Source organism: Actinomadura sp. B10D3 (genome assembly GCF_039871695.1).
GTDB lineage: Bacteria > Actinomycetota > Actinomycetes > Streptosporangiales > Streptosporangiaceae > Spirillospora > Spirillospora madurae.
In genome coordinates this window covers 168,523-189,967 of record NZ_JBDPLY010000016.1, presented here as the reverse complement: position 1 = coordinate 189,967, position 21,445 = coordinate 168,523, and the positions used below count along the sequence as shown (strand labels likewise).

Below are 21,445 nucleotides of genomic sequence, written 5' to 3'. Positions count from 1 at the left end.
CTGCGCGACGGGCTTGCCGGTCTCCTTGACGATCCGCACCGCTCCCTCGCGGAACTCCGGATCAAACCGGCGTCTCTTGTCTCCCACGACCCAACCATCTCTCTGGTTCAGGTCTCCACGCTACGAGGGGAAGCACACTCCTGATGTTCCAGTCCCTTGCCGCGCTGAGCGCCGACGGTGATCCGACGGCAAAGGAGCAGGGCCGGCAGCTGGCGATCAGCATGATCCCCGAGCTGGCCAACACGATCGCCAGGTATTTCCGCGGCTTCGGTGAGGCGTTCGCAGATCTCGGCAACTCCACCCCGAAGGAACTCAGCGACCTCTCGGACGACCAGGTCAAGGCCGTCATGGCCCTCCTCCTGACGGCAGTTGAGAACACCAAGGAATTGAGCAAGATCAAGATCTGAACTGATCTGACCAGGTAAGGCCCTCCCGAGACCTCGGCTTCGGGTCTGACCTCTCATCCCTGACCCCCGGCCGCACTGCTGCCGGGGGTCTTCTTAGCTTCAAGCCCTCGCTGCCGACTCTGGGCGGCCGGGCGACCCGGCCCGGCGGGACCGGACGGAACAGGCCGCACGCCCGGCGCGCCGGGGCGGGCGGCCGCCGACGGCCGCGTAGCGGCGCCCTAGAAGACGTAGAGAAAGTCCTCATCCGGTGGATGGGCACCCGCGCAGCTCCGGAGGTTTCCTCGGCGTGGCCCAGGGGCACGGCTGTTCGCCTTCTACCGCCTTGCGACCTACACCGGCGCGCGGCGCGGGGAACTGCTCAGCTTGCGGTGGCCTGACGTCGACCTCGACGGTGCAACCATCCACATCAGGGGCTCGGCCTCGGTCATCGCCGGCGAGCGCATCGAGGGGACGACCAAGAGCGGCCGGCCCCGTGTGTGAGCCTCGACCCCGGAACGGTCGACGTGCTCAGAGCGCACCGCAAGCACCAGCTCGCCGACAAACTCAAAGCGGGCGAGTTCTGGAAGGGCGCGGAAGACGGCCACGTGTTCACCACGGGATGGGGCGCACCAATCCACCCAGACTCTGTTTCGTTCCTGATGGCAACGCTGATCAAGGCGCACAAACGAGGCGGACGGCGTCGAGCCTCTCCCCCACGCTCGGCCTCATGATCTCCGGCACGTCCACGCACCACGCTGCGCCGGGCGGGCGTCCCCGTCCATATGGTGGCCGCGTGGCTCGGGCACGCTGACCCGGCCATCACGCTGAGGGTCTACGCCACTCGTCAACGAGCAGCTTGCCGAGGCGGCCGCCACCTTCGCCGGACGGGTGGACGGGGTCGCGTAGACGCTGCCGTTAGCAAGAAGGCCTCTTCCTTGATCGGAAGGGGCCTTTGAGCTGGGAGCCGGCGAGGGGACTTGAACCCCTAACCTTCTGTTTACAAGACAGATGCTCTGCCAATTGAGCTACGCCGGCGGGCTCGTCCCGCATCGTAGTCGACGTGGGGTGGGGGCGCGAGGAGGTTTCTTCGGGGGTTGTGTCGATCTGGTGGGGGGCTCGTTCGTGTAGGGGGTGAGACGAACGAGGAGGGGATCGGCGTGGGGACGTTGGTTCTGGTTGAGCATGTGTCGCTGGACGGGGTCATGCAGGCGCCGGCGGCGGCCGATGAGGACGTGCGGGGCGGGTTCGCGCGCGGTGGGTGGGCGCTCGCGGGGAATGACGAGGTCATGGGCGCCGAGCTGGGGAAGCGCATGGGCGGGGACGGGGCGCTGCTGCTCGGGCGGCGGACGTACGAGCAGTTCTACGGCGTCTGGCCCAAGCAGACGGACGGGAATCCGTACACCGAGGCGCTGAACCGGGTCACGAAGTACGTGGTCTCCAGGACGTTGCGGGAGCTGCCCTGGGAGAACTCCGTGCTCGTCGAAGACGTGGGCGAGGTGGCCGGCATCAAGCGGCGTCAGGGGCTCACCGTGTTGGGGAGCGGGGAGCTTTCCGGGGAACTCATGCGGCGGGGGCTCGTGGACGGGCTGATGCTGATGATCCATCCGGTGGTGCTGGGGTCGGGGCGCCGGCTTTTCGGGGGTGCGGAGGTGCCCCTGCGGCTTGTCGGCGAGGTGACCTCGACGACCGGGGTCCTGATCGCGACGTACGAGAAGGAGGAGGCATGAAGCTGTACGCGCTCAACATGATCCAGCCGGTGGGCGAGGTCCCGCCGCCGGAGGTGCTGGAGCCCGTTATGGCGGAGATCGCGCAGATCCGGCGGGATCTGGAGTTGCAGGAGTCGTGGGTGTTCGGGCGGGGGCTGCACGGGCCCGAGGCGTCCACGGTGGTGCGGCTGCGGGGGGACGAGGTGGTCGCGACGGACGGGCCGTGGACGGAGGGCAAGGAGCACATCGGCGGCATCACGATCATCCAGGTGGAGGATCTGGACGCGGCGCTGAAGGTGGCGGCGAGGTTCGCGTCGGTGACGGGGCTGCCGATCGAGGTGCGGCCCTTCCAGGGAGAGGTGTGATCGAGGAGGTCTACCGGGAGGAGCACGGGCGGGCGGTGGCCGTGCTGGTCCGGGTCTTCGGGGACGTGGACGTCGCCGAGGACGCGGTGCAGGACGCGTTCGCCGAGGCGGTGCGGAGGTGGCCGGACGACGGGATGCCGCCCAGCCCGGCCGGGTGGATCATCACGACGGCGCGGAACAAGGCGGTCGACCGGCTGCGGCGGGAGGCGGCGCGGGCGGGGAAGCAGGCGCAGGCCGTGATGATGAACATGGATGCCGAGCCGGAGGTCATGGACGACCGGTTGCGGCTGATTTTCACGTGCTGCCATCCGGCGCTGGGGATGCAGGCGCGGGTGGCGTTGACGTTGCGGCTGCTGGGCGGGCTGTCGACGGCGGAGATCGCGCGGGCGTTCCTGGTGCCGGAGGCGACGATGGCGCAGCGGCTCGTCAGGGCGAAGTCGAAGATTCGGGACGCGGGGATTCCGTACCGGGTTCCGGACGAGGAGGAGCTGCCGGGGCGCCTGTCCGGGGTGCTCGCGGTGATCTATCTGGTTTTCAACCAGGGGTATGGCGGGCGCGATGATCTGGCGGCCGAGGCGATCAGGCTGGGGCGGGTTCTCCGGGAGTTGATGCCGGACGAGCCGGAGGTCCTGGGGCTGCTGGCGTTGATGTTGCTTGTGGAGTCGCGCAAGGCCGCGCGGTTCCGCGAGGGTGAGCTGGTGCTCCTTGGCGAGCAGGATCGTGGGTTGTGGGATCGTGTGCTCGTCGAGGAGGGGCAGGCTCTTGTCAGGCGGTGCCTGGAGATCGACCGGCCGGGGCCGTACCAGATTCAGGCGGCCATCAATGCCGTGCACAGTGATGCGGCGGCGGCCGAGGACACTCGGTGGGACCAGATCCTTGAGTTGTACGACCAGTTGATGGTCGCGGCGCCGACTCCGGTGGTGGCGCTCAACCGGGCCGTGGCGGTGGCCGAGGTCCAGGGGGCGAAGGTCGCGCTGGAGCTGGTGGAGCGGCTGGATCTCGGCCGGTACTACCTGTTCCACGCGATCCGGGCGGATCTGCTCCGGCGGCTGGGGCGGGACACGGAGGCCGCCGAAGCGTATGACATGGCCGCCGAGCGGACGGAGAGCGAGGCCGAGAAGGCCTTTCTCGCTCAGGCGCGCAGGCGGCTGATCTCGTAGAGGGCGATGCCCGCGGCGACGCCGGCGTTGAGGGATTCGGCGCGGCCCGGCATCGGGATGGTGACGAGCAGGTCGCACGTGTCGGCGACCAGGCGTCCGAGGCCCTTGCCCTCCGAGCCGACGACCAGCACGAACGGGCCCGACGCGACCTCCAGGTCGGCGACGGTGACGCCGCCGGCCGCGTCCAGCCCGGCGACGAAGCAGCCCGCCTTCTGGTAGGCCTTGAGCTGCCGCGAGAGGTTGGTCGCCTGGGCGACCGGGACGTTCGCCAGGGTTCCGGCGGACGACTTCCACGCGCCCGCGGTGACCCCGGCGGCGCGGCGCTCGGGGACGACGACGCCGGTCGCACCGAACGCGGACGCCGACCGGACGATCGCGCCGAGGTTGCGGGGGTCGGTGATGCCGTCCACCGCGACGATCAGCGGGGCGGTGCCCTGGAGCAGGTCGTCGGGGTGGGCGTACCGGTACGGCTTGACCTGGAGCGCGATGCCCTGGTGGACGGCGCCGTCGGTGAGCCGGTCGAGCTCGTTCTTGCCGGTCTCCAGCAGGGGGATGCGGCGGTCGGCGGCGAGCTGGATCGACTCGCGGACCCGCTCGTCCGTTCCGGACGTCACGTAGAGGGCGGTGCCCGGGACGCCGGCGCGCAGCGCCTCGACGACCGGGTTGCGGCCGGTGACCAGCTCGGGGACCTCGCCGGTGGCGCGCCGCGCGCCCGCGGGGCGGCCGGTGGAGCGCGGCTCGGCGGCCTTGGCCCGCGCGCCCGGCCCGAGGGTCGGGGTGCCGGTGCGCCTGGCGTTCTTGACGGCGCGGGCCTTCTGGCGCTTGCCGTGCCAGTGCCGGTCCTCGGCCTTGGGGGTGGGTCCCTTGCCCTTGCGCTTGGCCATTGTCGATGACGCCCTTCGCGACGATTGCGTGCTCGCCCTCGCGGCTGCCGGGCGGCTCAAGATCTCAGCGGACGGCGAACCCCCGCGAAGGTCCGATTTTATCCGCCCCGCGGAGCCGGACGGTCAGCTGCGCTTCAGCTCCCAGCGGGGGCCCTGCGGGGTGTCCTCGACGACGATGCCGGCCTCCGACAGGCTGTCGCGGATGGCGTCGGCCGCCGCGTAGTCCTTGCGGGCGCGGGCCGCCTGCCGCTGCTCCAGCGCGACGGCGACCAGGGCGTCGACGACGGGGCGCAGGTCCTCGTCGCCCGCCGAGCGCCACTGCGGCGACAGCGGGTCGACGCCGAGGACGTCGGCCATCGCCCGGACGGCCGCCAGGTGCGCGCGCACGGCGTCCCGGTCGCCGGACGCGAGGGCGCTGTTGCCTTCGCGGACGGTCTCGTGCAGCACCGCCAGCGCCTGCGGGACGCCCAGGTCGTCGTCCATCGCGGACGCGAACGCGGGCGGCACGGACGAGGGGGCCGCGGCCCCGACGACCTCGGACGCCCGCGTGACGAAGCCCTCGATCCGCTGGTAGGCGGAGACGGCCTCGGCCAGGGCGGCGTCGGTGTAGTCCATGAGCGACCGGTAGTGGGCCGAGGCGAGGTAGTACCGCACCTCGACCGGACGGGCCTTGCCCAGCAGGTCGGGCAGCAGCACCACGTTGCCGACCGACTTGCTCATCTTCTCGCCGTCGACGGTGAGGAGCCCGTTGTGCAGCCAGTAGCGGGCGAAGCCGTCGCCGGCGGCGCGGGACTGGGCGATCTCGTTCTCGTGGTGCGGGAAGATCAGGTCGACGCCGCCGCCGTGGATGTCGAAGGTGGGCCCGAGGTACTTGGTCGCCATCGCGGAGCATTCGAGGTGCCAGCCGGGACGTCCCTCGCCCCAGGGCGTCTCCCAGGACGGCTCGCCCGGTTTCGCGCCCTTCCAGAGCGCGAAGTCGCGCGGGTCGCGCTTGAGGTCCTCGTTGGGGGTGTCGCCGGTCGGCCGCATGTTCTCCAGCCGCTGGTGCGACAGCGCGCCGTACTCGCCGGCCCACGAGTTGACGTCGAAGTACACGTCGCCGCCCACCGCGTAGGCGTGGCCCTTCTCGATGAGCCGCCGGATCAGCACGATCATCTCCGGGACGTGCCCGGTGGCGCGCGGCTCGATCGTCGGGGGCAGGCAGCCGAGCAGGTCGTAGCCCTGGTTGAACACGCGCTGGTTGCCCTCGGCGACCGCGAACCACGGCATGCCCGTCTCCGCCGCCACCGCGATGATCTTGTCGTCGACGTCGGTGACGTTGCGCGCGAACGTCACCTCGTAGCCGGACGCGCGCAGCCAGCGCAGCAGGACGTCGTAGATGACGCCCGAGCGGAGGTGCCCGATGTGCGGGGCCGCCTGCGGGGTCGCGCCGCACACGTACATCCCCACGCGGCCCTCTTCCAGGGGCTCGAACGTGCGGACGCTACGGGTACCGGTGTCGTAAAGGCGCAGGCTCACACGTTCAGGTTATTGGATACGGGTCCCAACGCGTGGCGCATCGGGGCGGTGCCGTCCGTCCCGTCGTGTCCCGGCCCGTCCCGTCCGGCCGGACGCCGGGTGCGTCAGGGGCCGGGCCGGTCGAGCCGTGCGGCGCGCGAGTCGAGGTAGCGGCGTTCGGGCAGGCTGGTCGTGGTGCGCGCGGCGTCCCGGTACGCGGCGCGCGCGGCGCGCGTGTCCCCGGCCATCTCCAGCAGGTGGGCCCGGACGGCCGCGAGCCGGTGGTGGCCGGACACCCGGGCGTCGCCGTCCAGGGTCCGGAGCAGGTCGAGCCCGGCGGAGGGGCCGTCGACCATCGCGAGCGCGACGGCCTCGTTCAGGGTGACCATCGGGTTCGGGGCGAGGTGCGTCAGCAGCCGGTAGAGCGCGAGGATCTGCGGCCAGTCGGTGTCCTCGGGCCGCGCCGCCTCGGCGTGGACGGCGGCGATCGCGGCCTGGACCTGGTACGGGCCCGGCGGCGACCAGGTGAGCGCGTCGGTGATCAGCGCGGTGCCCTCGCCGATGGCGTCCCGGCGCCAGAGCGTCCGGTCCTGCTCGGCGAGCGGGATCAGCATCCCGTCGCGGCCGGTCCGGGCGGCCCGCCGGGCGTCGGTGAGCAGCATCAGCGCGAGCAGCCCGGCGGTCTCGCCGTCGCCGGGCAGCAGCCCGTGCAGGGCGCGCGCGAGCCTGACCGCCTCGGCCGTGAGGTCGGTCCGCTGCAGGTCGGGGCCGCTGGACGCGGTGTATCCCTCGTTGAAGACCAGGTACAGGACGTGCAGGACGGCCCGCAGCCGCTCGTCCCGCTCCGCCGGGGGCGGCATGGCGAACCGCGCTCCTGCCGCCTTGATCTTCTGCTTGGCGCGGCTGACCCGCTGCGCCATCGTCGCCTCCGGGACGAGGAACGCGCGGGCGATCTGCGCCGTCGTCAGCCCGCCGACCGCGCGCAGCGTCAGCGCGACCTGCGAGGACGGCGACAGCGACGGGTGGCAGCACAGGAGCAGCAGGGTGAGCGTGTCGTCGCGGTCGCCGGGCCGCTCCTCGTCCGGTCCCGGCTCGTCCCGCTCGTCCGCGGCCACGGCGGCCTCGCGGTCGCGGCGGGCCCGCTCGCTGCGCCACTGGTCGGTGAGCCGCCGGGTCGCGACCGTCAGCAGCCAGCCGCGCGGGTTCTCCGGCACGCCGTCCCCCGGCCACTGGACGGCGGCGGCGAGCAGCGCCTCCTGCACGGCGTCCTCGCAGGCGTCGAACGCGCCGTGGCGGCGCACGAGCGTGCCGAGGACCTGCGGCGCGAGCGTGCGCAGCAACTCCTCGGCGACGCCGCCGCCCATGGCCGGGGGCGTGCTCACATCTCCGTCCCGGACTGGTTCATGACCGCCCGGACCTCCATGTGCCCGCCGTACCGGACGTCCGGCCACCGCCGGGCGATCTCCACGGCGCGCTCCTCGGTCTCGCAGTCGACGGTGAGGTAGCCGGCGAAATGCTCCTTGGCCTCCAGGAACGGCCCGTCCGTCACGGCCGGCCGCCCGCCCCGCTCCCGCACGGTCCTGGTCGTGGACGGGTCCGTGAGCGCCTCCCCGCCGACCCACTCCCCCGACTCCTGCAGCTCCTTCATGATCGCGCCGACCTCGGCGAACAGCGTGTCGCGCTCGGCCTCGCCCAGTTCCTCGACGAAGCCGGGACGGTTGTAGATCAGCAGCATGTACTTCACGGGTTCTCCTCGATCGTGGCGGCCCCGGCGGGGCCGGTCACAGCAGGATCGGAGCGGACGGCGCGTTCTCGACATCCCGGCCGGGATATTTTTCAGGAAGTTTCGGCCATGTCCCTGACCCGGTGGCACACGACGGTGAACGCCAGCGCGTCCGGCATCTGCGCGGCGACGGTCATCAGGTCCGCGCGGCCGGGACGCGCGCACACGGTCACCAGGCCGTTCTCGATCACGATGTCGCGGACGGCGCTCCACGGCAGCCGCTCGCCGTCCTTCTCGACACCGTCCATGTCCACCGCGAACGGGCCGAACCAGACCGCCTCCCCCGCCTTCACCTCCGCGAGGCGGCGCGGGACGATCCGGGCCGTCACCTCCCGCGCGACGGCCACGCCGAGGGCCCGGACGTCGGGAATGTCGTCGCCGAGCCGCAGGATGCTCCCGTCGTCCGCGACGATCGTGAAGCGCCACCGGATGCGCCCGCCCGGCCCGCCGGGGACGCCGGAGACCGTCACCGAGACCAACTCGTCCCACGTGTAGAGGGACTCGCCGCCCGGCCCGTCGACCGACAGGCCGCCGGTGTGCAGGCGGGCGACCCTGGTGCGCAGGCGCGGGCGGTCGCGGCCGGCGATCCACCCGGCCGCCGCCGCGTACCCCATCGAGAGCACGAGCGCCGGGACGCCCACCCACCACACGCGGTCGCGCAGGTAGACGACGGCCGCGGGGATCAGCGCCGCCGCGGCCAGGCTCAGCAGCGCCAGCCACCCCCACGTGCGGCGGCCGGCGGACCGCCCGTCGAAGACCCGGACCGGTTCGCCGAGCCGGTCCCGGGGAAGCGCCGCCACCGCGCTACCCGGCCGTGCGGGTCCGCGCCGCGCTCCCGACCCTGCCGTGCGGCATCCCCTGCCCTCCCGTTGGCGTGTCGACGCCCATACCGTACGTCTCCCCGCTTATCGTGCGCAGCGACAAGCTGATCACCAAGAAGTTGCGGTTCGGCTCCGTCCCCGCTGGTTAATCTCGGCGGAGGACCCCTCCCTTCCGGAACGAGAGACATGCCATCTGACTCCTCCCGGCCCTCCTACACGCCGGTGCAGCGGCGGCTGCTGACCGCCGTCGCCGGCCTCGTCGTCGCCGCGCTGGCGGGCGGCGCGTTCGCGCTGACCTACGACACGCTCCGCGAGCTCGCCCTCGCGGGCCGGGTGAGCCGCCGCTGGGCGCCTCTGTACCCGGCGATGGCGGACACGCTCACCGTGCTGACGATCCTGTCGCTCGTCGTGACCCGCAACGCCCGCTGGTGGACGCGGCTGCTCCGCTGGACGCTGCTGATCGTCCTCGTCGCGGGCGGCGCGGCGATCTCCGTCCAGCGCTCGGTCCGGGGCTTCGCGGAGCTGCCGGACGACGCGCTGCGCGCGGGCGTGGCGGTGGCGCCGCACGTCATGCTGGTGCTCGCGGTGTGGCTGTGGCTGACGATGTTCAAGCAGATCCGCGTGGCGCGTCCCCCGGCCGAGGAGGCCGCGCCCGCCGAGACGCAGCGCGGCCACGTCAAGGTCCTGGAGCCCGCGCCGCCGCCGCTCGCGCTGGCGGCCCCCTCGGACGAGGAGCCGGAGTCCGATCCCTCGCTGGTCTTCCTGGACGAGCCCGCAGCAGAGCCCGGGCCCGCACCAGAGCCCGGGCCCGCGCCGGAGCAGGAGCCGGAGCCGGAGCCCGAACGCGAGCCGGAGCCCGAGCCGGTCCCGCCGTTCCAGGCCGAGGAGACCGCCGACGACGGAACGCACGAGCCGGAGGAGTTCGAACCGGTCGCGTACGAGGAGAGCCTGTCGTCCGAGCCGGCCCCGCCGCTCGACCCGCTGCCGGAGCCGCGCCCGCCGCTCGACCCGGCCCCGGCGTCGCTGCCCACCGACGTCGAACTCGTCCGGAGCCGCGGCCGCGCCGGCGAGGAGGAGGCCCCGGTCGCGGCGACGACCCGCCCCGACATCGTCATGCCCGCGCCCTACGGCCCCGGCGGCGACGAGGACGACCACGACGCCCCGCCCGCCGACCGCGCCGAGGACCCGGACGCCGACGACACGAACCCGCCCCCGGCGAGCAACTTCCGCAGCGGCCCCACCCCGCCCGTCGACTAGGGCCTGTTCGTCGACTAGCCCGGCGGGTCCCGGGTAGTGAGGCGGCATGAGCGCCCTCCTCGCTCGGCTTCTCGACGACGCCGCGCTCTGCCCACCGGGCCGCGCCCCGGCGGACGCGGCGCTGCCCGCCCACCGGGAGGCCGCCCGCGACCGGGTCGTCGGCCGGTTACGGTGTCCGGCGTCCCGGTTCGCCGAACTGCGGCCCCGTCTGGTCCCGGAGGACTTCCTCGACCTCGTCCTGGTCGCCGACACCGGGATCGAGGGCCTGCCGGACGCCCTGGACGCCGTGTGCGCGGAGCCGCGCGTCCGGCCGTCGGCCGTGGAGATCGCCCTGCCCGGCGACGCGGACCAGGCGCGGGCCACCGCCGTCATGCTCGCCCGGCTCCCGGACGGGTCGCGGGCGCACATCGGGGTGCGCCGCTCGCCCGGCCGGCGCGAGGCCCTGGACCGCATCGCCGCCGCCCGCGCCCGCGGCGCCGACCTGGGCGCCCACCACCGCCCGGACGGCCCGCCCGCCGACACGGCGGCCTTCATCCGGGCCTGCGCCGACCGCGATCTCCCCTTCACCATCGCGGCGCCCTCCGGCCGCGGCGTCCCGAACCTCCTGCTGGCCGCGGCGGCGGCCACGGGCCAGGGAGCCGACGGCGCTGTCCTGGGGGCGCTTGAGCGGAAGGACCCGGACGGGGTCGCCGGGGAACTGGCCGGGCTGCCCGGGGAGACGGCGCGGGCGATGCGGCGATCGCTGGTGGCCGTGAGCGTGCCAGATCTCGGGGACGCAATGGACGCCCTGGCCCTGATCAGGAAAGCGGCCTTTTCCCCGTCCGGTCGCTGACCATCGCGGGCGGCGCCGCGGACCGGATGAAAGGGCATCACCGGGGAAGATATGTGTCCATGACGACCGTTTCGTGGGTTACGGGCAGTCAGGACGGCGGCTTCGGAGTCGAGAACCTGCCGTACGGGGTGTTCGCCCGGCGGGGGGAGCTTCCCCGCGTCGGCGTGGCGATCGGGGAGCACGTCCTCGACCTCGCCGCGCTGTCGGCCGCGGGGCTCGTGGAGGACCGCCGGTACTTCGCGTCCGGCTCGCTGAACGCCTTCATGGTCGCGGGACGGGCCGCCTGGCAGGCGAACCGGGAGCGGCTGACGGAGCTGCTCACCGACGAGGCCCACCGCGACCGGGTGGAGCCGCACCTGGTCCCCGTCGCGGACGTGGAGCTCCTGAGGCCGTTCGTGGTCGCGGACTACGTCGACTTCTTCTCCTCGGAGCACCACGCCGCCAACGCGGGCCGGATCTTCCGCCCGGACGGCGACCCGCTGCCGCCGAACTGGAAGCGGCTGCCGGTCGGCTACCACGGCCGGTCCGGGACCGTGTACCCGTCCGGGACGCCGGTCATCCGGCCGTGCGGGCAGCGCCGGACGCCCGGCGACCTGGAGCCCTCGTTCGGCCCGTCGCTGCGGCTCGACTTCGAGGCGGAGGTCGGGTTCGTGGCGGGCGTCCCGTCCGCGGCGGGGCGCGGCGTCCCGGCGGGCGCGTTCCGCGACCACGTGTTCGGGTTCGTCCTGGTGAACGACTGGAGCGCCCGCGACCTCCAGGAGTGGGAGTCGCGGCCGCTCGGCCCGTTCCTCGGCAAGTCGTTCGCGACGTCGATCTCGCCGTGGGTGGTGCCGGTCGCGGCGCTGGAGCCGGCGCGCGTCGACCCGCCCGTCCAGGACCCGGAGCCGCTGCCGTACCTGCGGTGCGACGAGCCGTGGGGGCTGGACCTGCACCTGGAGGTCGAGATCAACGGGCAGGTGGCGGCGCGGCCGCGGTTCGCGCCCATGTACTGGACGTCACCGCAGCAGCTCGCGCACGCGACGGTCAACGGCGCGCCGCTGCGCACCGGCGACCTGTTCGCGTCCGGGACGGTGTCGGGCCCTGAACGCGATCAGCGCGGCTGCCTGCTGGAGCTCACCTGGAACGGCCAGGAGCCCCTGGAACTGGACGACGGCACGAAACGCGCGTGGCTGGAGGACGGCGACACGGTGACGATCCGCGCCCGGGCTCCGGGGGCGTCGGGCTCCCGCATCAGCCTGGGCGAGGTGACCGGGACCGTCCATCCGGCCCAGGGCTGACGCCGTCAGGCGGACGGGAGGACCAGGGCGGTGGCGATCGCGGCCAGCCCTTCGCCACGGCCGGTCAGACCGAGGCCGTCGGTGGTGGTGGCGGAGATCGTGACGGGGGCGCCGCCCAGCGCCTCGGTCAGGGTCTTCTCGGCCTCCGCGCGGCGCTTGCCGATCTTCGGGCGGTTGCCGATGACCTGGACGGAGACGTTGCCGATCGTGAACCCCGCGGCGGCGACACGGCGGGCGACCTCGCGCAGCAGGTCGACGCCGGACGCGCCGGACCAGCGGGGATCGGCCGTGCCGAATACGGCGCCGAGATCACCCAGCCCGCAGGCCGACAGGAGGGCGTCGCACGCTGCGTGCGCGGCGACGTCGCCGTCGGAGTGGCCCGCGAGACCGTGGCCTTCGCCGGGCCAGTCGAGGCCCGCGACCCGGAGCGGGCGCGGGGCGGACGAGAACGGGTGGACGTCGGTTCCGACGCCCACCCGTGGAAGCCGCTCGGTCAACTCGGCCGGCCGGTCAGCTGGCCAGGACCTCGTCGAGCAGGGCCTCGGCCTTGTCCTCGTTGGTCTTCTCGGCGAGCGCGAGCTCGCTGACCAGGATCTGGCGCGCCTTGGCCAGCATGCGCTTCTCGCCGGCCGACAGGCCGCGCTCCTTGTCGCGCCGCCAGAGGTCGCGCACGACCTCGGCGACCTTGTTGACATCGCCGGAAGCGAGCTTCTCAAGGTTCGCCTTGTACCGGCGCGACCAGTTGGTGGGCTCTTCGGTGTAGGGTGCGCGGAGCACCTCGAACACCTTCTCCAGCCCGTCCTGGCCGACGACGTCCCGGACGCCCACGTCCTCGACATTCTCGACCGGGACCCGCACTGTCAGGTCACCCTTGTCAACCTTCAGAACCAGATAGGTCCTGTCCTCACCCTTGATGGTGCGAGTCTCGATGGCCTCGATCCGAGCAGCCCCATGGTGGGGGTAGACGACGGTGTCGCCGACCTGGAAAGTCATGTGACAAGTACCCCTTCCGCTAGAACCAGGGTAGCACGGAAACGAGGGTGTCCGAACCGACGTTCCCGACAAATGCCCAGGTCAAACCGCATTCTGGGGTATTGACAAAGCCCTTTATCGGTGCATCGCCGTCCAGTTCCCCCCACTCAGCGTAGCCGACGGGGCACTCTGCCTGCGCCGGAGCGCCATTACCGGTAAGCAGTCCCCGGTTACAAGCATCGTTCACCGGAACGCGCGGACGGGTTCCATACTGGGATGTGAACATGCCGGGTCGCGCGGGTACGAAGCGCCCGGAAGGGCCCGAACGGGACGGCGTCCCGTGGCACCGGGTCCGCGAGGGAGGTGCTGCGTGAGGCCGGACGGCGGCGACCCGGAGCCCGACGACTACGGGCTTCCGCGCATTGACGTCGTCGTGCCCGACGACGCCCGCGAGCTGGAGCGGGACGTGGTCGCCTACCGCCGCGAGGAGCGCCGCCGCCGGCGCCGCGAGCGGACCCGCCGCCTCGTGCGCCCGTTCACCCGCTTCGGCGTCGCCATCCCGATCATCGCGGGCGCGCTGCTCGTCGCGCTGCTCAGCGGCGTGCTGATGACGGCGTTCGGGCCGCGTCCCGCGCCCCGCCCGACGGGCGCCCAGCTGGCCCCGCGCCCGTCCGCGAGCCCCGGCGAGGTCGGCGGGCTGCTGCCGGACCGGCAGGTCGACCTGGTGGCCGGCGACCACACGCCGAAGCGGCTGATCGACCTGCGCCCCGGCGTGATCGCGATCGCCCCGCCCGGGTACCGGTGCGAGAACCTCGTCGCGGAGCTGGCCGGCCGGACGCAGGCGTCCACGCTGAACTTCTACCTCGTCGCCGACCCGCGCCCCGCCGGCGACCGCGACCCCGTGCCGCTGAAGGAGCTCAAGGCGTGCGCGGGCACCGCCCACAACGGGACGCCGCAGATCCTCGACGACCGCGACGGCGTCCTCGCCGGCTCCTACTCGCCCGCGCCCGGCACGCCCGGCCCGACGGGCTCCTCGCTCACCGCCGTGTTCGTCCAGCCGGACGGCGTCGTCACCGAGGTCGTCCACGCGCCGCGCCCCGGTCCGGAGCTGACCGCGAAGGTGGAGTCGCTGCGCACGGGTTGAGCACACCTCAGGCCGACTGGCAGGGCGTGTCGGCCACCCCGGGGAGGGGGTACCGGCATGACCTCGGTACGCTTCCCCTGGCGTGTCTCACGCCGCCCCACAACCTTCCGCCATGTTCTGGTACCGATATCTCGCGAGGAGACCGACGCCGTGATCCGTAACAGCCGCCGAGTGGTCGTGCTCGCCGTCGCGGGCGCCGTCGCCATCGCGCCGGTGGTCTCCGGCTGCGGCGCCGGCGAGCAGCCACAGAGCGCCGCCCCGACGCAGCTCACCGAGGGCGTCAACGTGACGGTCCCGAAGAACAGGCCGGGCGCGGCGCAGATCGATCTGCGCAACATGTTCCTGCTGGTGCCCGAGCCCGGCAAGGCCGTCGCGCCGGGCACCTCGCTGCCCCTCTACGGCGCGATCATCAACCAGGTGAAGGGGCGGGCCGACCGGCTGGTCGCGGTCAGCTCGCCGGCGTTCGGCGGCCCGGCCAAGATCGGTGGCGGCGGTCTGGTGCTGCCGCCCGCCGCCCCGGACGGGACGGGCAGCTTCACGCGGCTGCTCGGCACGCCGTCCCCGACGCCGACCCCGACCCGGCAGACACGCCGGCCGGGCGGCACGCCGACCCCCGGGGCGACGCAGCAGCCCACGGGGCAGGGCGCCACGCCCGAGCCCACCGGCCAGGGCGCCACACCGGACGTGTCCGAGACGCCGACGTCCGGCAACACGGTGAGCCCGCGGCAGACCGTCCCGGCGCCCCAGGGCGGCGAGCAGCAGCCCCTGGTGGTGCTGCCGTCGCTAAAGGAGGAACTGCACGCCGGCGCGTCGGTGCCGTTGACGATGCAGTTCGAGAAGGCCGGCTCCGTCGAGTTCCAGGTGCCCCTCGTGCCGCGGCAGGACGAGTACGTCTCCTACCCGCTCCCCAGCACCCCGACCCCGACCCCCACGCCGCAGACCCCGGGCAACCAGACCCCCGGCAGCGAGACCCCCGGCGCCCAGACGCCCGGCGGTGAGACCCCCGGCGGCCAGACGCCGGGCGGAGCCACGACCCCGGCGCAGCCGAACGGCACCGAGTCCCCCGCCGCCGGAGAGCCCCCCACCGCCGGCCACTGACCCGCGAGAACGCCGAACGGCCCGTCCCCACAAGGACGGGCCGTTCTCGCGTTCGACAGGTCGTTCTCGTCAGACGAATGACAAGTTCGAGCCGTGCTCCTGCGAAGGGCCGGCCACTGCACTGAACGTGAACCCCGGTTCGCCCGGTCGCGTCGAAAGATCATGTAAGTGTCGGCGACCGGAAGGAGCCCTCTGCCATGAACGGTTTGGCTCTCACGTTCTTCGCCTTCGCGGGTCTGCTACTCGTTCTGGCTTTGGCGAGCCGGCGGAGCGTATGGCACGGGACCCACGGGTGGATGTACCGCAACCCCGAGGCCAACGAGCCGTCGGACGCGGCGTTCGGGTTCATGCGCGGTTTGTACCTCCTGCTTGCGTTCCTCGTCGCGATGGCGGGGGTGTGGATGATGTCCATCGATGACGACAAGCCCGACCCGGTCGACAGGGAGCGCGAGCTTTCGCAGCTTTCCACCCGATTCGCTCCGCCGACTCCGTCGCCCGGTCCGGACAAGGCCCGTACCTACAGCCGCTCCGAAATACGAGCGGTGGCCATGCAGGTCAAGACCACCATCGAGCAGCAGCGAGGCTCCCCGTTCGTGATCGGTCCGGACGTGATCAGGATGGTCCATGGAGCCAGTCAGGGAAATGTCCGGATCAACCGCCTCCGGACCAAAGAACCGGGTACTGACAAATTCGAGCTGACCAATATCAAGAAGAAGAACCCGGTCTGCCTCATCGCGAAGTCAGGAGCAAGCTGGTACTTCGAGGAAGCCAGCGTGCGCAATGGACGGTGTTCCACCGGGTCGGGCGACGCCAAGTCCGATTGACGCCGGGCACGCCGAGGCCGCGTGACCGGCGGCCCGTTCATGATCCAACAGCACCACAGAAGCGGACTTTGGTCTAATTCTCTTGGAAGGCTGTGGAATAGCGACGCTCAACCTGTCTTCCGGCGATCTCCCGGGGACTCCAACGGCGCTCGGCCACACTCACGCCCCTGGTGCTCGCTCGGGCGGTGGGTAGCGGCAGGTCAGACGCTGTCGGGTGGAGCGTGGACGGTGATGAACAGGTGCATCCATGCGTCGTGCCAGGGCCGGTGGCAGTCGAGATCTCACGCGGTTTCTCATTGTTTCGCGACTGATCACACGCTCATGTGCCCTCGATGTGCCCTCACAGCCATGGCGCAACACGCGTTGCTCCGCACGGTCTTGCTTGGCATCTCCGACTCAACGGGGTGCAAAACAATCCGAGCGAAGGAGCTTCACCATGCGACGCGTTCTCACCGCGCCCAAGCCCGACACCCTCATCATCGAGGCCGGTTCGGCCAACGTGCGGATCGTCGTCGACGAACTCCGCAAGAAGAACGTCGAGGCCACCCTCGACGCCAGCGGCTCCCACTTCGAGGAGGCCGTCAACAAGGCCACCCTGGTCGGCAACACGCTGACCGTTCCCGCCATCACCGGCGGCGTCGTCACCGGCGGCGTCGTCACCGGCGGCAAGGTCATCAGCGGCGCCGACGACATCAGGGACAACATCTCCTTCGGGACCATCTTCGGATCCGTTGTCATCGGCAACGGAAATAGGATCACCAGCGTCGGGGGCCGAACCGTCGTCAACGGTCGTGCCGCTGGCACCGCCACAGGGCACATGACAGTCATCGTCCGGATCCCCCAGGGCCTCCGGGTCACCGCGAAGATCCGCAGCGGCGACATCACCGCCTCCGGCCTGCTGACCAACGCCGACCTGCACACCAGCGGCGGCGACATCCTCGTCGACAACGTCGACGGAACCACCGTGCTCAAGACCGAAGGCGGCGATGTCGTCATCGACAACACCAGCGGCGTGCTCAACGCCACGACCTCCGGCGGGAACGTCACCGCCCGGCGGGTCACCGACGACGCCGCCCTCAAAACCTTGGGCGGCAACATCTACGCGCACGCCGACAACCCGAACGAGCTGTCCGCCACCACCTCAGGCGGCGACATCACCATCTCGGGCCACTACGGCCCGGGCACCGTGACCGCCAGCACTTCCTGCGGGAGCGTCCACTTCTCATAGCGATCAACGATCGCCTCACTCGCAGGGCCCGGCTACCACCGGGCCCTGCACTCGTTCGGCAGCGATGGCAAGCGATCAGGACTCGCCGTGGCCATCCCGCCATCCCATGTCCCATCAGATCGTAGCGACCCTTGCACAAGGGGCGGCTGCTCAAATCGCGGGGGGCTCTGCACCCGCGCGCATGAGAACGGCCCGTCCCCAGGACGGGCCGTTCTGCCATGGACGTGTTGGTCTCGGTCACAGCGTTCCGTTTAGGGCTCGAACTTGTAGCCGAGGCCGCGGACGGTGACGATGTAGCGCGGCGCGGACGGCTCCTCCTCGATCTTGGCGCGGAGCCGCTTGATGTGGACGTCCAGCGTCTTGGTGTCGCCCACGTAGTCGGCGCCCCACACGCGGTCGATGAGCTGCATCCGGGTGAGGACGCGCCCGGCGTTGCGCAGCAGCACCTCCAGCAGCTCGAACTCCTTGAGCGGAAGCTGGACGGGCTCCCCGCCGACGCTGACGACGTGCCGTTCGACGTCCATCCGGACCGGGCCGGCCTCCAGCGTCGCCGGGGCGGGCTCCTCCACCTCGCCCTGGCGGCGCAGGACGGCGCGCATCCGCGCGATCAGCTCCCGGGTGGAGAACGGCTTGGTGACGTAGTCGTCGGCGCCGAGCTCCAGCCCGACGACCTTGTCGACCTCGCTGTCCTTGGCGGTCAGCATGATCACCGGCACGCTGGACTTGGCGCGCAGTTCCCGGCACACCTCGGTGCCGGGCAGGCCCGGCAGCATCAGGTCGAGGAGCACGAGGTCGGCACCGTTGCGCTCGAAGATGTCCAGCGCGTCGGGGCCGGTGGCGGCGACGGCCACCTCGAAGCCCTCCTTGCGCAGGTTGTACGACAGTGCGTCGCTGAACGACTCCTCGTCTTCCACGACGAGCACGCGGGTCACGGTGTTGCCTCCCGGCGGGTGTTCTCTGGGGAACTGGCGTTGGTCTCCGCGGAGGGACGGCGGGGGGTGTCGAGCAGCGGGAGCCGGATCGTGAACGTCGACCCGTGCCCCTCCTTGCTCCACACCGTCACGTCGCCGCCGTGCTTGCCGGCGACGTGCTTGACGATGGCGAGCCCGAGCCCGGTGCCGCCGGTCTGGCGGGAGCGGGCGGGGTCGATCCGGTAGAACCGCTCGAAGATCCGCTCGATCTCCGCGTCCGGTATGCCGATGCCCTGGTCGGTCACGTTCACCTCGACGTGCCAGTGGTCGCTCTTGCGGGTCGACACGACGACGCGGGTGTGCTCGGGGCTGTAGGCGACGGCGTTGTCGACGAGGTTGCGCAGCGCGGTGACCAGCAGCTCCTGGTCGGCGCGGACCCGCAGGCCGTCCTCGCCGCCGGAGGCGAGCTCGATGTCCTTGGCGGACGCCTTGATCCGGCAGCGTTCGAGCGCCTCGGCCATCACCTCGTCCATGTCGACCGGGGCGAGCTCGGGCAGCGGCTCGTCGCCCTGGACCCGCGACAGCGTCATGAGGTCCTGGACGAGGTTGGTGAGCCGCACCGACTCGTACTGCATCCGCCCGGCGAACCGGCGGACGGCGTCGGGGTCGTCGGCGGCGCCCTCGACGGTCTCGGCGAGCAGCGCCAGCGCCCCGACCGGGGTCTTCAGCTCGTGGCTGACGTTGGCGACGAAGTCGCGGCGGATGGCCTCGGTGCGGTGCATGTCGGTGAGGTCCTCGGCGAGCACCAGGACGAGCCCGTGCGACCCGAGCGGCGCGACCCGGACGGCGAACCAGCGGCCGTCCGCGCGGCCGCGCGGCCCCGACGGCGCGACCTGGATCTCGCTCTCGCGGATCTCGCCGTCCCGGCGGACGAGCCGGGCCATCGCCAGCACCTCGTCCACGACCAGGCGGTCTCCGCTGACCAGCCCGTACGCCCGTGCGGCCGAGCTGGCCCGCAGCACCCGGTCCTCGCCGTCCACGACCACCGCCGAGGACCGCAGGACGCTGAGCACCGAGGCGACGCCGGGGGGCAGGCTGCCCACCGGTGCCGCCGGAACCGCCGCCCGCTGGACCCGCTCGCTCACGCGCACCGCCAATCCAGTCGTGAGCCCGATCGCGAGCCCGGCGAGCCCGGCCAGGCTCGCGACCATCTCGACCTCCACACCTCGGATCGTAAGCGGCGATCGGGCCGATCCTTTACCGCGGACCTGGTCGGCGACCTCTCGTTCCTCCAAAGTTCACTTTGTTCTCGGGGGGTGTTCACGGTCATGCGGCAGGCTGTGGCGTGGGCGAGTCCGCCCGGCCCCCGGAGGGTCCGGCACCAGACCAAAGGATCTTCAATTGCGCGACGCCTACCACGAGGAACTCGACTCCCTCACCGACAGCCTGGTGGAGATGACCCGCCTCGTACGGTCCGCGATGGCCCGTGCGGTGACCGCGCTCCTGGACGCCGACCTGCGGCTGTCGGAGGAGGTCATCAGCGGGGACGAGCACGTCAACAAGATCGACGCCGGCATCGAGGCGACCGTGTTCGACCTGATGGCGCGCCAGCAGCCGGTCGCCGGCGACCTGCGCACGCTGATCACGGCGCTGCGGATGAGCGGGGACCTGGAGCGCATGGGCGACCTCGCCGTGCACATCGCCAAGACGGCCCGGCGCCGGCACCCGGAGTCGGCCGTCCCGCCGGAGCTGCAGGCGACCGTCCTGGAGATGGGGCAGATCGCCGAGCGCATGATCGCCAAGACGGGCAGCGTGATCGCGTCGCAGGACGTGGAGATGGGCCTGGAGCTGGACGCCGACGACGACCAGATGGACCGCCTCCACCGCCGCCTGTTCGACATCCTGCTGTCCCCGAAGTGGCGGCACGGCGTCGAGCCCGCCGTCGACATCACGCTCGCCGGCCGCTACTTCGAGCGCTTCGCCGACCACGCCGTGCACGTCGCCGAGAACGTCGTCTACCTGGTCACGGGGCAGCGGCCCGAGGAGATCAACGAGCTGCCCTGACCCGCGGGCCTGGACGGCTTGATCATCACGCGTTAGCTTGCGCCTCATGAGACCGATGCGGGCGCTGGTCCGGACCCTGGCCGTGGCGGGAGCGTGCGGGGCGGTGATCGCGACGTCGCCGGCGGTGCCGGGCACCGCGCGGGCGGCGACCGGCGGGCCCGGCTGGCGGCTCACGCCGACGGGCAGCGACGCGCGTTTCCGCGGGCTGGCGGCGGTCAGCGGGACGGTCGCCTGGCTGGCCGGCAGCGGCGGGACCGTCCTGCGGACGACCGACGCCGGCCGCACGTGGCAGGACGTCGCCCCGCCGGGCGCGGCCGGGCTGGAGTTCCGCGACATCGAGGCGTTCGACGCGCGGCGGGCGGTCGTCCTCGCCATCGGCGAAGGCGACGCGTCCCGCGTCTACGCGACCTCGGACGGCGGCAAGAGCTGGACGCTCGGGTTCAAGAACGACGACCCCCGGGCGTTCTACGACTGCGTCACGTTCTTCGACTCCCGGCACGGGCTGGCCATGAGCGACCCGGTCGGCGGCCGGTTCCGGATCATCTCCACCAGCGACGCCGGGCGTACCTGGCGCGTGCTGCCGGCCGAGGGGATGCCGCCGGCGCTGGAGGGCGAGGCCGGGTTCGCCGCCAGCGGGCAGTGCCTGGTGAGCCACGGGTCCCGGGACGTGTGGCTCGCGACGGGCGGCGGCTCCCGTTCGCGGGTGTTCCATTCCCGTGACCGCGGCCTCACCTGGACGGTCGCCGACACGCCGCTGCCGAGCAGCCCGTCCCAGGGGGTGTTCGCGGTGGCGTTCCGCGACGCCCGGCACGGCGTCGCGGTCGGCGGCGACTACCGGCCCGGCGAGCCGTCCCCGACGGCCGCGGCGACGACCTCCGACGGGGGCCGCACGTGGCGGGCGGCGCGCCGTCCACCGACGGAGTACCGGTCGGGGCTCGGCCACCTCGGCCCGGCCGCGCTGGCCGTGGGCCCGACGGGAAGCGACGGCTCCCTGGACGGGGGCCGCACCTGGACCCGGTTCGACACCGGAAGCTTCGACACCGTCGACTGCGTGGCGGGCGGCTGCTGGGCGGCCGGCGAGAAGGGCCGCGCGGCCCGCCTCACCTTCATCCTCACCGGGTAGGGCTTGCGGGGCTGGTGCTGGCCGTCCACATCCACCGCGGGGACCGGCGGGCGGCCACCGCCCTGCCGTCGCAGGTGGCACAGGACGCATGACGGGTCGCCAGCAGGGGCCGC

At 72.3% G+C, this 21,445-nt stretch carries 22 protein-coding genes and 1 tRNA gene; 13 read left to right on the top strand and 10 right to left on the bottom strand.

Features of this window, described 5'->3' with window-relative positions; genetic code table 11:
• Nucleotides 1–143 precede the first annotated feature (143 nt).
• Nucleotides 144–407, top strand: coding sequence for a hypothetical protein (locus ABGB11_RS24235; protein ID WP_347636230.1), 264 nt, complete (start codon nucleotides 144–146; stop codon nucleotides 405–407).
• A 941-nt stretch (nucleotides 408–1,348) separates the two neighbouring features.
• On the opposite strand, the gene ABGB11_RS24230 is transcribed toward ABGB11_RS24235, so the two are convergent.
• Nucleotides 1,349–1,421: transfer RNA gene (locus ABGB11_RS24230), tRNA-Thr, on the bottom strand.
• Nucleotides 1,422–1,543: 122 nt separating this feature from the next.
• Between ABGB11_RS24230 and ABGB11_RS24225 the strand changes: the two genes are divergently transcribed.
• The 3 genes from ABGB11_RS24225 to ABGB11_RS24215 are packed head-to-tail and all read left to right on the top strand — an operon-like array spanning nucleotide 1,544 to nucleotide 3,617.
• On the top strand, nucleotides 1,544–2,113 hold the full coding sequence (locus ABGB11_RS24225; protein WP_347636228.1) for a dihydrofolate reductase family protein: 570 nt from the start codon (nucleotides 1,544–1,546) through the stop codon (nucleotides 2,111–2,113).
• Nucleotides 2,110–2,457 carry a YciI family protein gene (locus tag ABGB11_RS24220; RefSeq protein ID WP_347636227.1) on the top strand — a complete coding sequence of 116 codons (348 nt, stop codon included), beginning with the start codon at nucleotides 2,110–2,112 and terminating at the stop codon, nucleotides 2,455–2,457. The genes ABGB11_RS24225 and ABGB11_RS24220 overlap by 4 nt, the downstream gene beginning before the upstream one ends.
• On the top strand, nucleotides 2,454–3,617 hold the full coding sequence (locus tag ABGB11_RS24215; RefSeq protein WP_347636226.1) for a sigma-70 family RNA polymerase sigma factor: 1,164 nt from the start codon (nucleotides 2,454–2,456) through the stop codon (nucleotides 3,615–3,617). The genes ABGB11_RS24220 and ABGB11_RS24215 overlap by 4 nt, the downstream gene beginning before the upstream one ends.
• Here the strand turns inward: ABGB11_RS24215 and rlmB are convergent.
• From rlmB to ABGB11_RS24190, 5 genes are all read right to left on the bottom strand, one after another.
• Entirely contained in the window at nucleotides 3,590–4,501 is a 912-nt protein-coding gene (gene rlmB, locus ABGB11_RS24210) for a 23S rRNA (guanosine(2251)-2'-O)-methyltransferase RlmB (RefSeq protein WP_347636224.1), read from the bottom strand. The two genes, ABGB11_RS24215 and rlmB, sit on opposite strands and share 28 nt — an antisense overlap.
• Nucleotides 4,502–4,624: 123 nt before the next feature.
• Nucleotides 4,625–6,019, bottom strand: a complete 1,395-nt coding sequence (gene cysS, locus ABGB11_RS24205) for a cysteine--tRNA ligase (protein ID WP_347636223.1) — start codon at nucleotides 6,017–6,019, stop codon at nucleotides 4,625–4,627.
• Nucleotides 6,020–6,123: 104 nt separating this feature from the next.
• Nucleotides 6,124–7,362, bottom strand: coding sequence for a sigma-70 family RNA polymerase sigma factor (locus tag ABGB11_RS24200; RefSeq protein WP_347636239.1), 1,239 nt, complete (start codon nucleotides 7,360–7,362; stop codon nucleotides 6,124–6,126).
• A gap of 14 nt (nucleotides 7,363–7,376) precedes the next feature.
• On the bottom strand, nucleotides 7,377–7,733 hold the full coding sequence (locus ABGB11_RS24195; RefSeq protein WP_347636237.1) for a YciI family protein: 357 nt from the start codon (nucleotides 7,731–7,733) through the stop codon (nucleotides 7,377–7,379).
• A 101-nt stretch (nucleotides 7,734–7,834) separates the two neighbouring features.
• Entirely contained in the window at nucleotides 7,835–8,581 is a 747-nt protein-coding gene (locus ABGB11_RS24190) for a DUF6585 family protein (RefSeq protein WP_347636222.1), read from the bottom strand.
• Nucleotides 8,582–8,788: 207 nt separating this feature from the next.
• On the opposite strand from ABGB11_RS24190, the gene ABGB11_RS24185 reads away from it, so the two are divergent.
• The 3 genes from ABGB11_RS24185 to fahA are packed head-to-tail and all read left to right on the top strand — an operon-like array spanning nucleotide 8,789 to nucleotide 11,968.
• A complete protein-coding gene (locus tag ABGB11_RS24185; RefSeq protein WP_347636220.1) occupies nucleotides 8,789–9,859 on the top strand; it encodes a DUF2637 domain-containing protein in 1,071 nt (356 codons plus the stop codon).
• Nucleotides 9,860–9,905: 46 nt separating this feature from the next.
• On the top strand, nucleotides 9,906–10,691 hold the full coding sequence (locus ABGB11_RS24180; RefSeq protein WP_347636219.1) for a hypothetical protein: 786 nt from the start codon (nucleotides 9,906–9,908) through the stop codon (nucleotides 10,689–10,691).
• Nucleotides 10,692–10,750: 59 nt separating this feature from the next.
• Nucleotides 10,751–11,968 carry a fumarylacetoacetase gene (fahA, locus tag ABGB11_RS24175; protein ID WP_347636217.1) on the top strand — a complete coding sequence of 406 codons (1,218 nt, stop codon included), beginning with the start codon at nucleotides 10,751–10,753 and terminating at the stop codon, nucleotides 11,966–11,968.
• Between the two features lie 5 nt (nucleotides 11,969–11,973).
• On the opposite strand, the gene ispF is transcribed toward fahA, so the two are convergent.
• Together ispF and ABGB11_RS24165 are read right to left on the bottom strand one after the other, a co-directional pair.
• Nucleotides 11,974–12,444, bottom strand: coding sequence for a 2-C-methyl-D-erythritol 2,4-cyclodiphosphate synthase (gene ispF / locus ABGB11_RS24170; RefSeq protein WP_347636216.1), 471 nt, complete (start codon nucleotides 12,442–12,444; stop codon nucleotides 11,974–11,976).
• A gap of 34 nt (nucleotides 12,445–12,478) precedes the next feature.
• Nucleotides 12,479–12,961: a CarD family transcriptional regulator gene (locus ABGB11_RS24165; protein ID WP_021599843.1), complete on the bottom strand. Its 483-nt coding sequence runs from the start codon at nucleotides 12,959–12,961 to the stop codon at nucleotides 12,479–12,481.
• 349 nt (nucleotides 12,962–13,310) lie between these two features.
• On the opposite strand from ABGB11_RS24165, the gene ABGB11_RS24160 reads away from it, so the two are divergent.
• The 4 genes from ABGB11_RS24160 to ABGB11_RS24145 all read left to right on the top strand — a co-directional run bounded on the left by ABGB11_RS24160 (nucleotide 13,311) and on the right by ABGB11_RS24145 (nucleotide 17,234).
• Nucleotides 13,311–14,084: a hypothetical protein gene (locus ABGB11_RS24160; RefSeq protein ID WP_347636214.1), complete on the top strand. Its 774-nt coding sequence runs from the start codon at nucleotides 13,311–13,313 to the stop codon at nucleotides 14,082–14,084.
• A gap of 150 nt (nucleotides 14,085–14,234) precedes the next feature.
• Complete coding sequence (locus ABGB11_RS24155) at nucleotides 14,235–15,182, top strand: hypothetical protein (RefSeq protein ID WP_347636213.1); 948 nt, start codon at nucleotides 14,235–14,237, stop codon at nucleotides 15,180–15,182.
• 197 nt (nucleotides 15,183–15,379) lie between these two features.
• Entirely contained in the window at nucleotides 15,380–16,006 is a 627-nt protein-coding gene (locus ABGB11_RS24150) for a hypothetical protein (RefSeq protein WP_347636212.1), read from the top strand.
• Between the two features lie 436 nt (nucleotides 16,007–16,442).
• The gene (locus ABGB11_RS24145; protein WP_347636210.1) at nucleotides 16,443–17,234 is read left to right on the top strand and encodes a DUF4097 family beta strand repeat-containing protein; all 792 of its coding nucleotides are present in this window, start codon (nucleotides 16,443–16,445) and stop codon (nucleotides 17,232–17,234) included.
• 251 nt (nucleotides 17,235–17,485) lie between these two features.
• Here the strand turns inward: ABGB11_RS24145 and ABGB11_RS24140 are convergent, their stop codons facing one another.
• Entirely contained in the window at nucleotides 17,486–18,166 is a 681-nt protein-coding gene (locus tag ABGB11_RS24140) for a response regulator transcription factor (RefSeq protein WP_347636209.1), read from the bottom strand.
• Complete coding sequence (locus ABGB11_RS24135) at nucleotides 18,163–19,368, bottom strand: ATP-binding protein (protein ID WP_347636207.1); 1,206 nt, start codon at nucleotides 19,366–19,368, stop codon at nucleotides 18,163–18,165. Before ABGB11_RS24135 ends, ABGB11_RS24140 begins: the two co-directional genes overlap by 4 nt.
• Before the next feature lie 178 nt (nucleotides 19,369–19,546).
• Between ABGB11_RS24135 and phoU the strand changes: the two genes are divergently transcribed.
• Together phoU and ABGB11_RS24125 are read left to right on the top strand one after the other, a co-directional pair.
• The gene (gene phoU, locus ABGB11_RS24130; RefSeq protein WP_347636206.1) at nucleotides 19,547–20,209 is read left to right on the top strand and encodes a phosphate signaling complex protein PhoU; all 663 of its coding nucleotides are present in this window, start codon (nucleotides 19,547–19,549) and stop codon (nucleotides 20,207–20,209) included.
• A gap of 46 nt (nucleotides 20,210–20,255) precedes the next feature.
• Entirely contained in the window at nucleotides 20,256–21,332 is a 1,077-nt protein-coding gene (locus ABGB11_RS24125; RefSeq protein ID WP_347636205.1) for an oxidoreductase, read from the top strand.
• The last annotated feature ends 113 nt before the right edge of the window (nucleotides 21,333–21,445 follow it).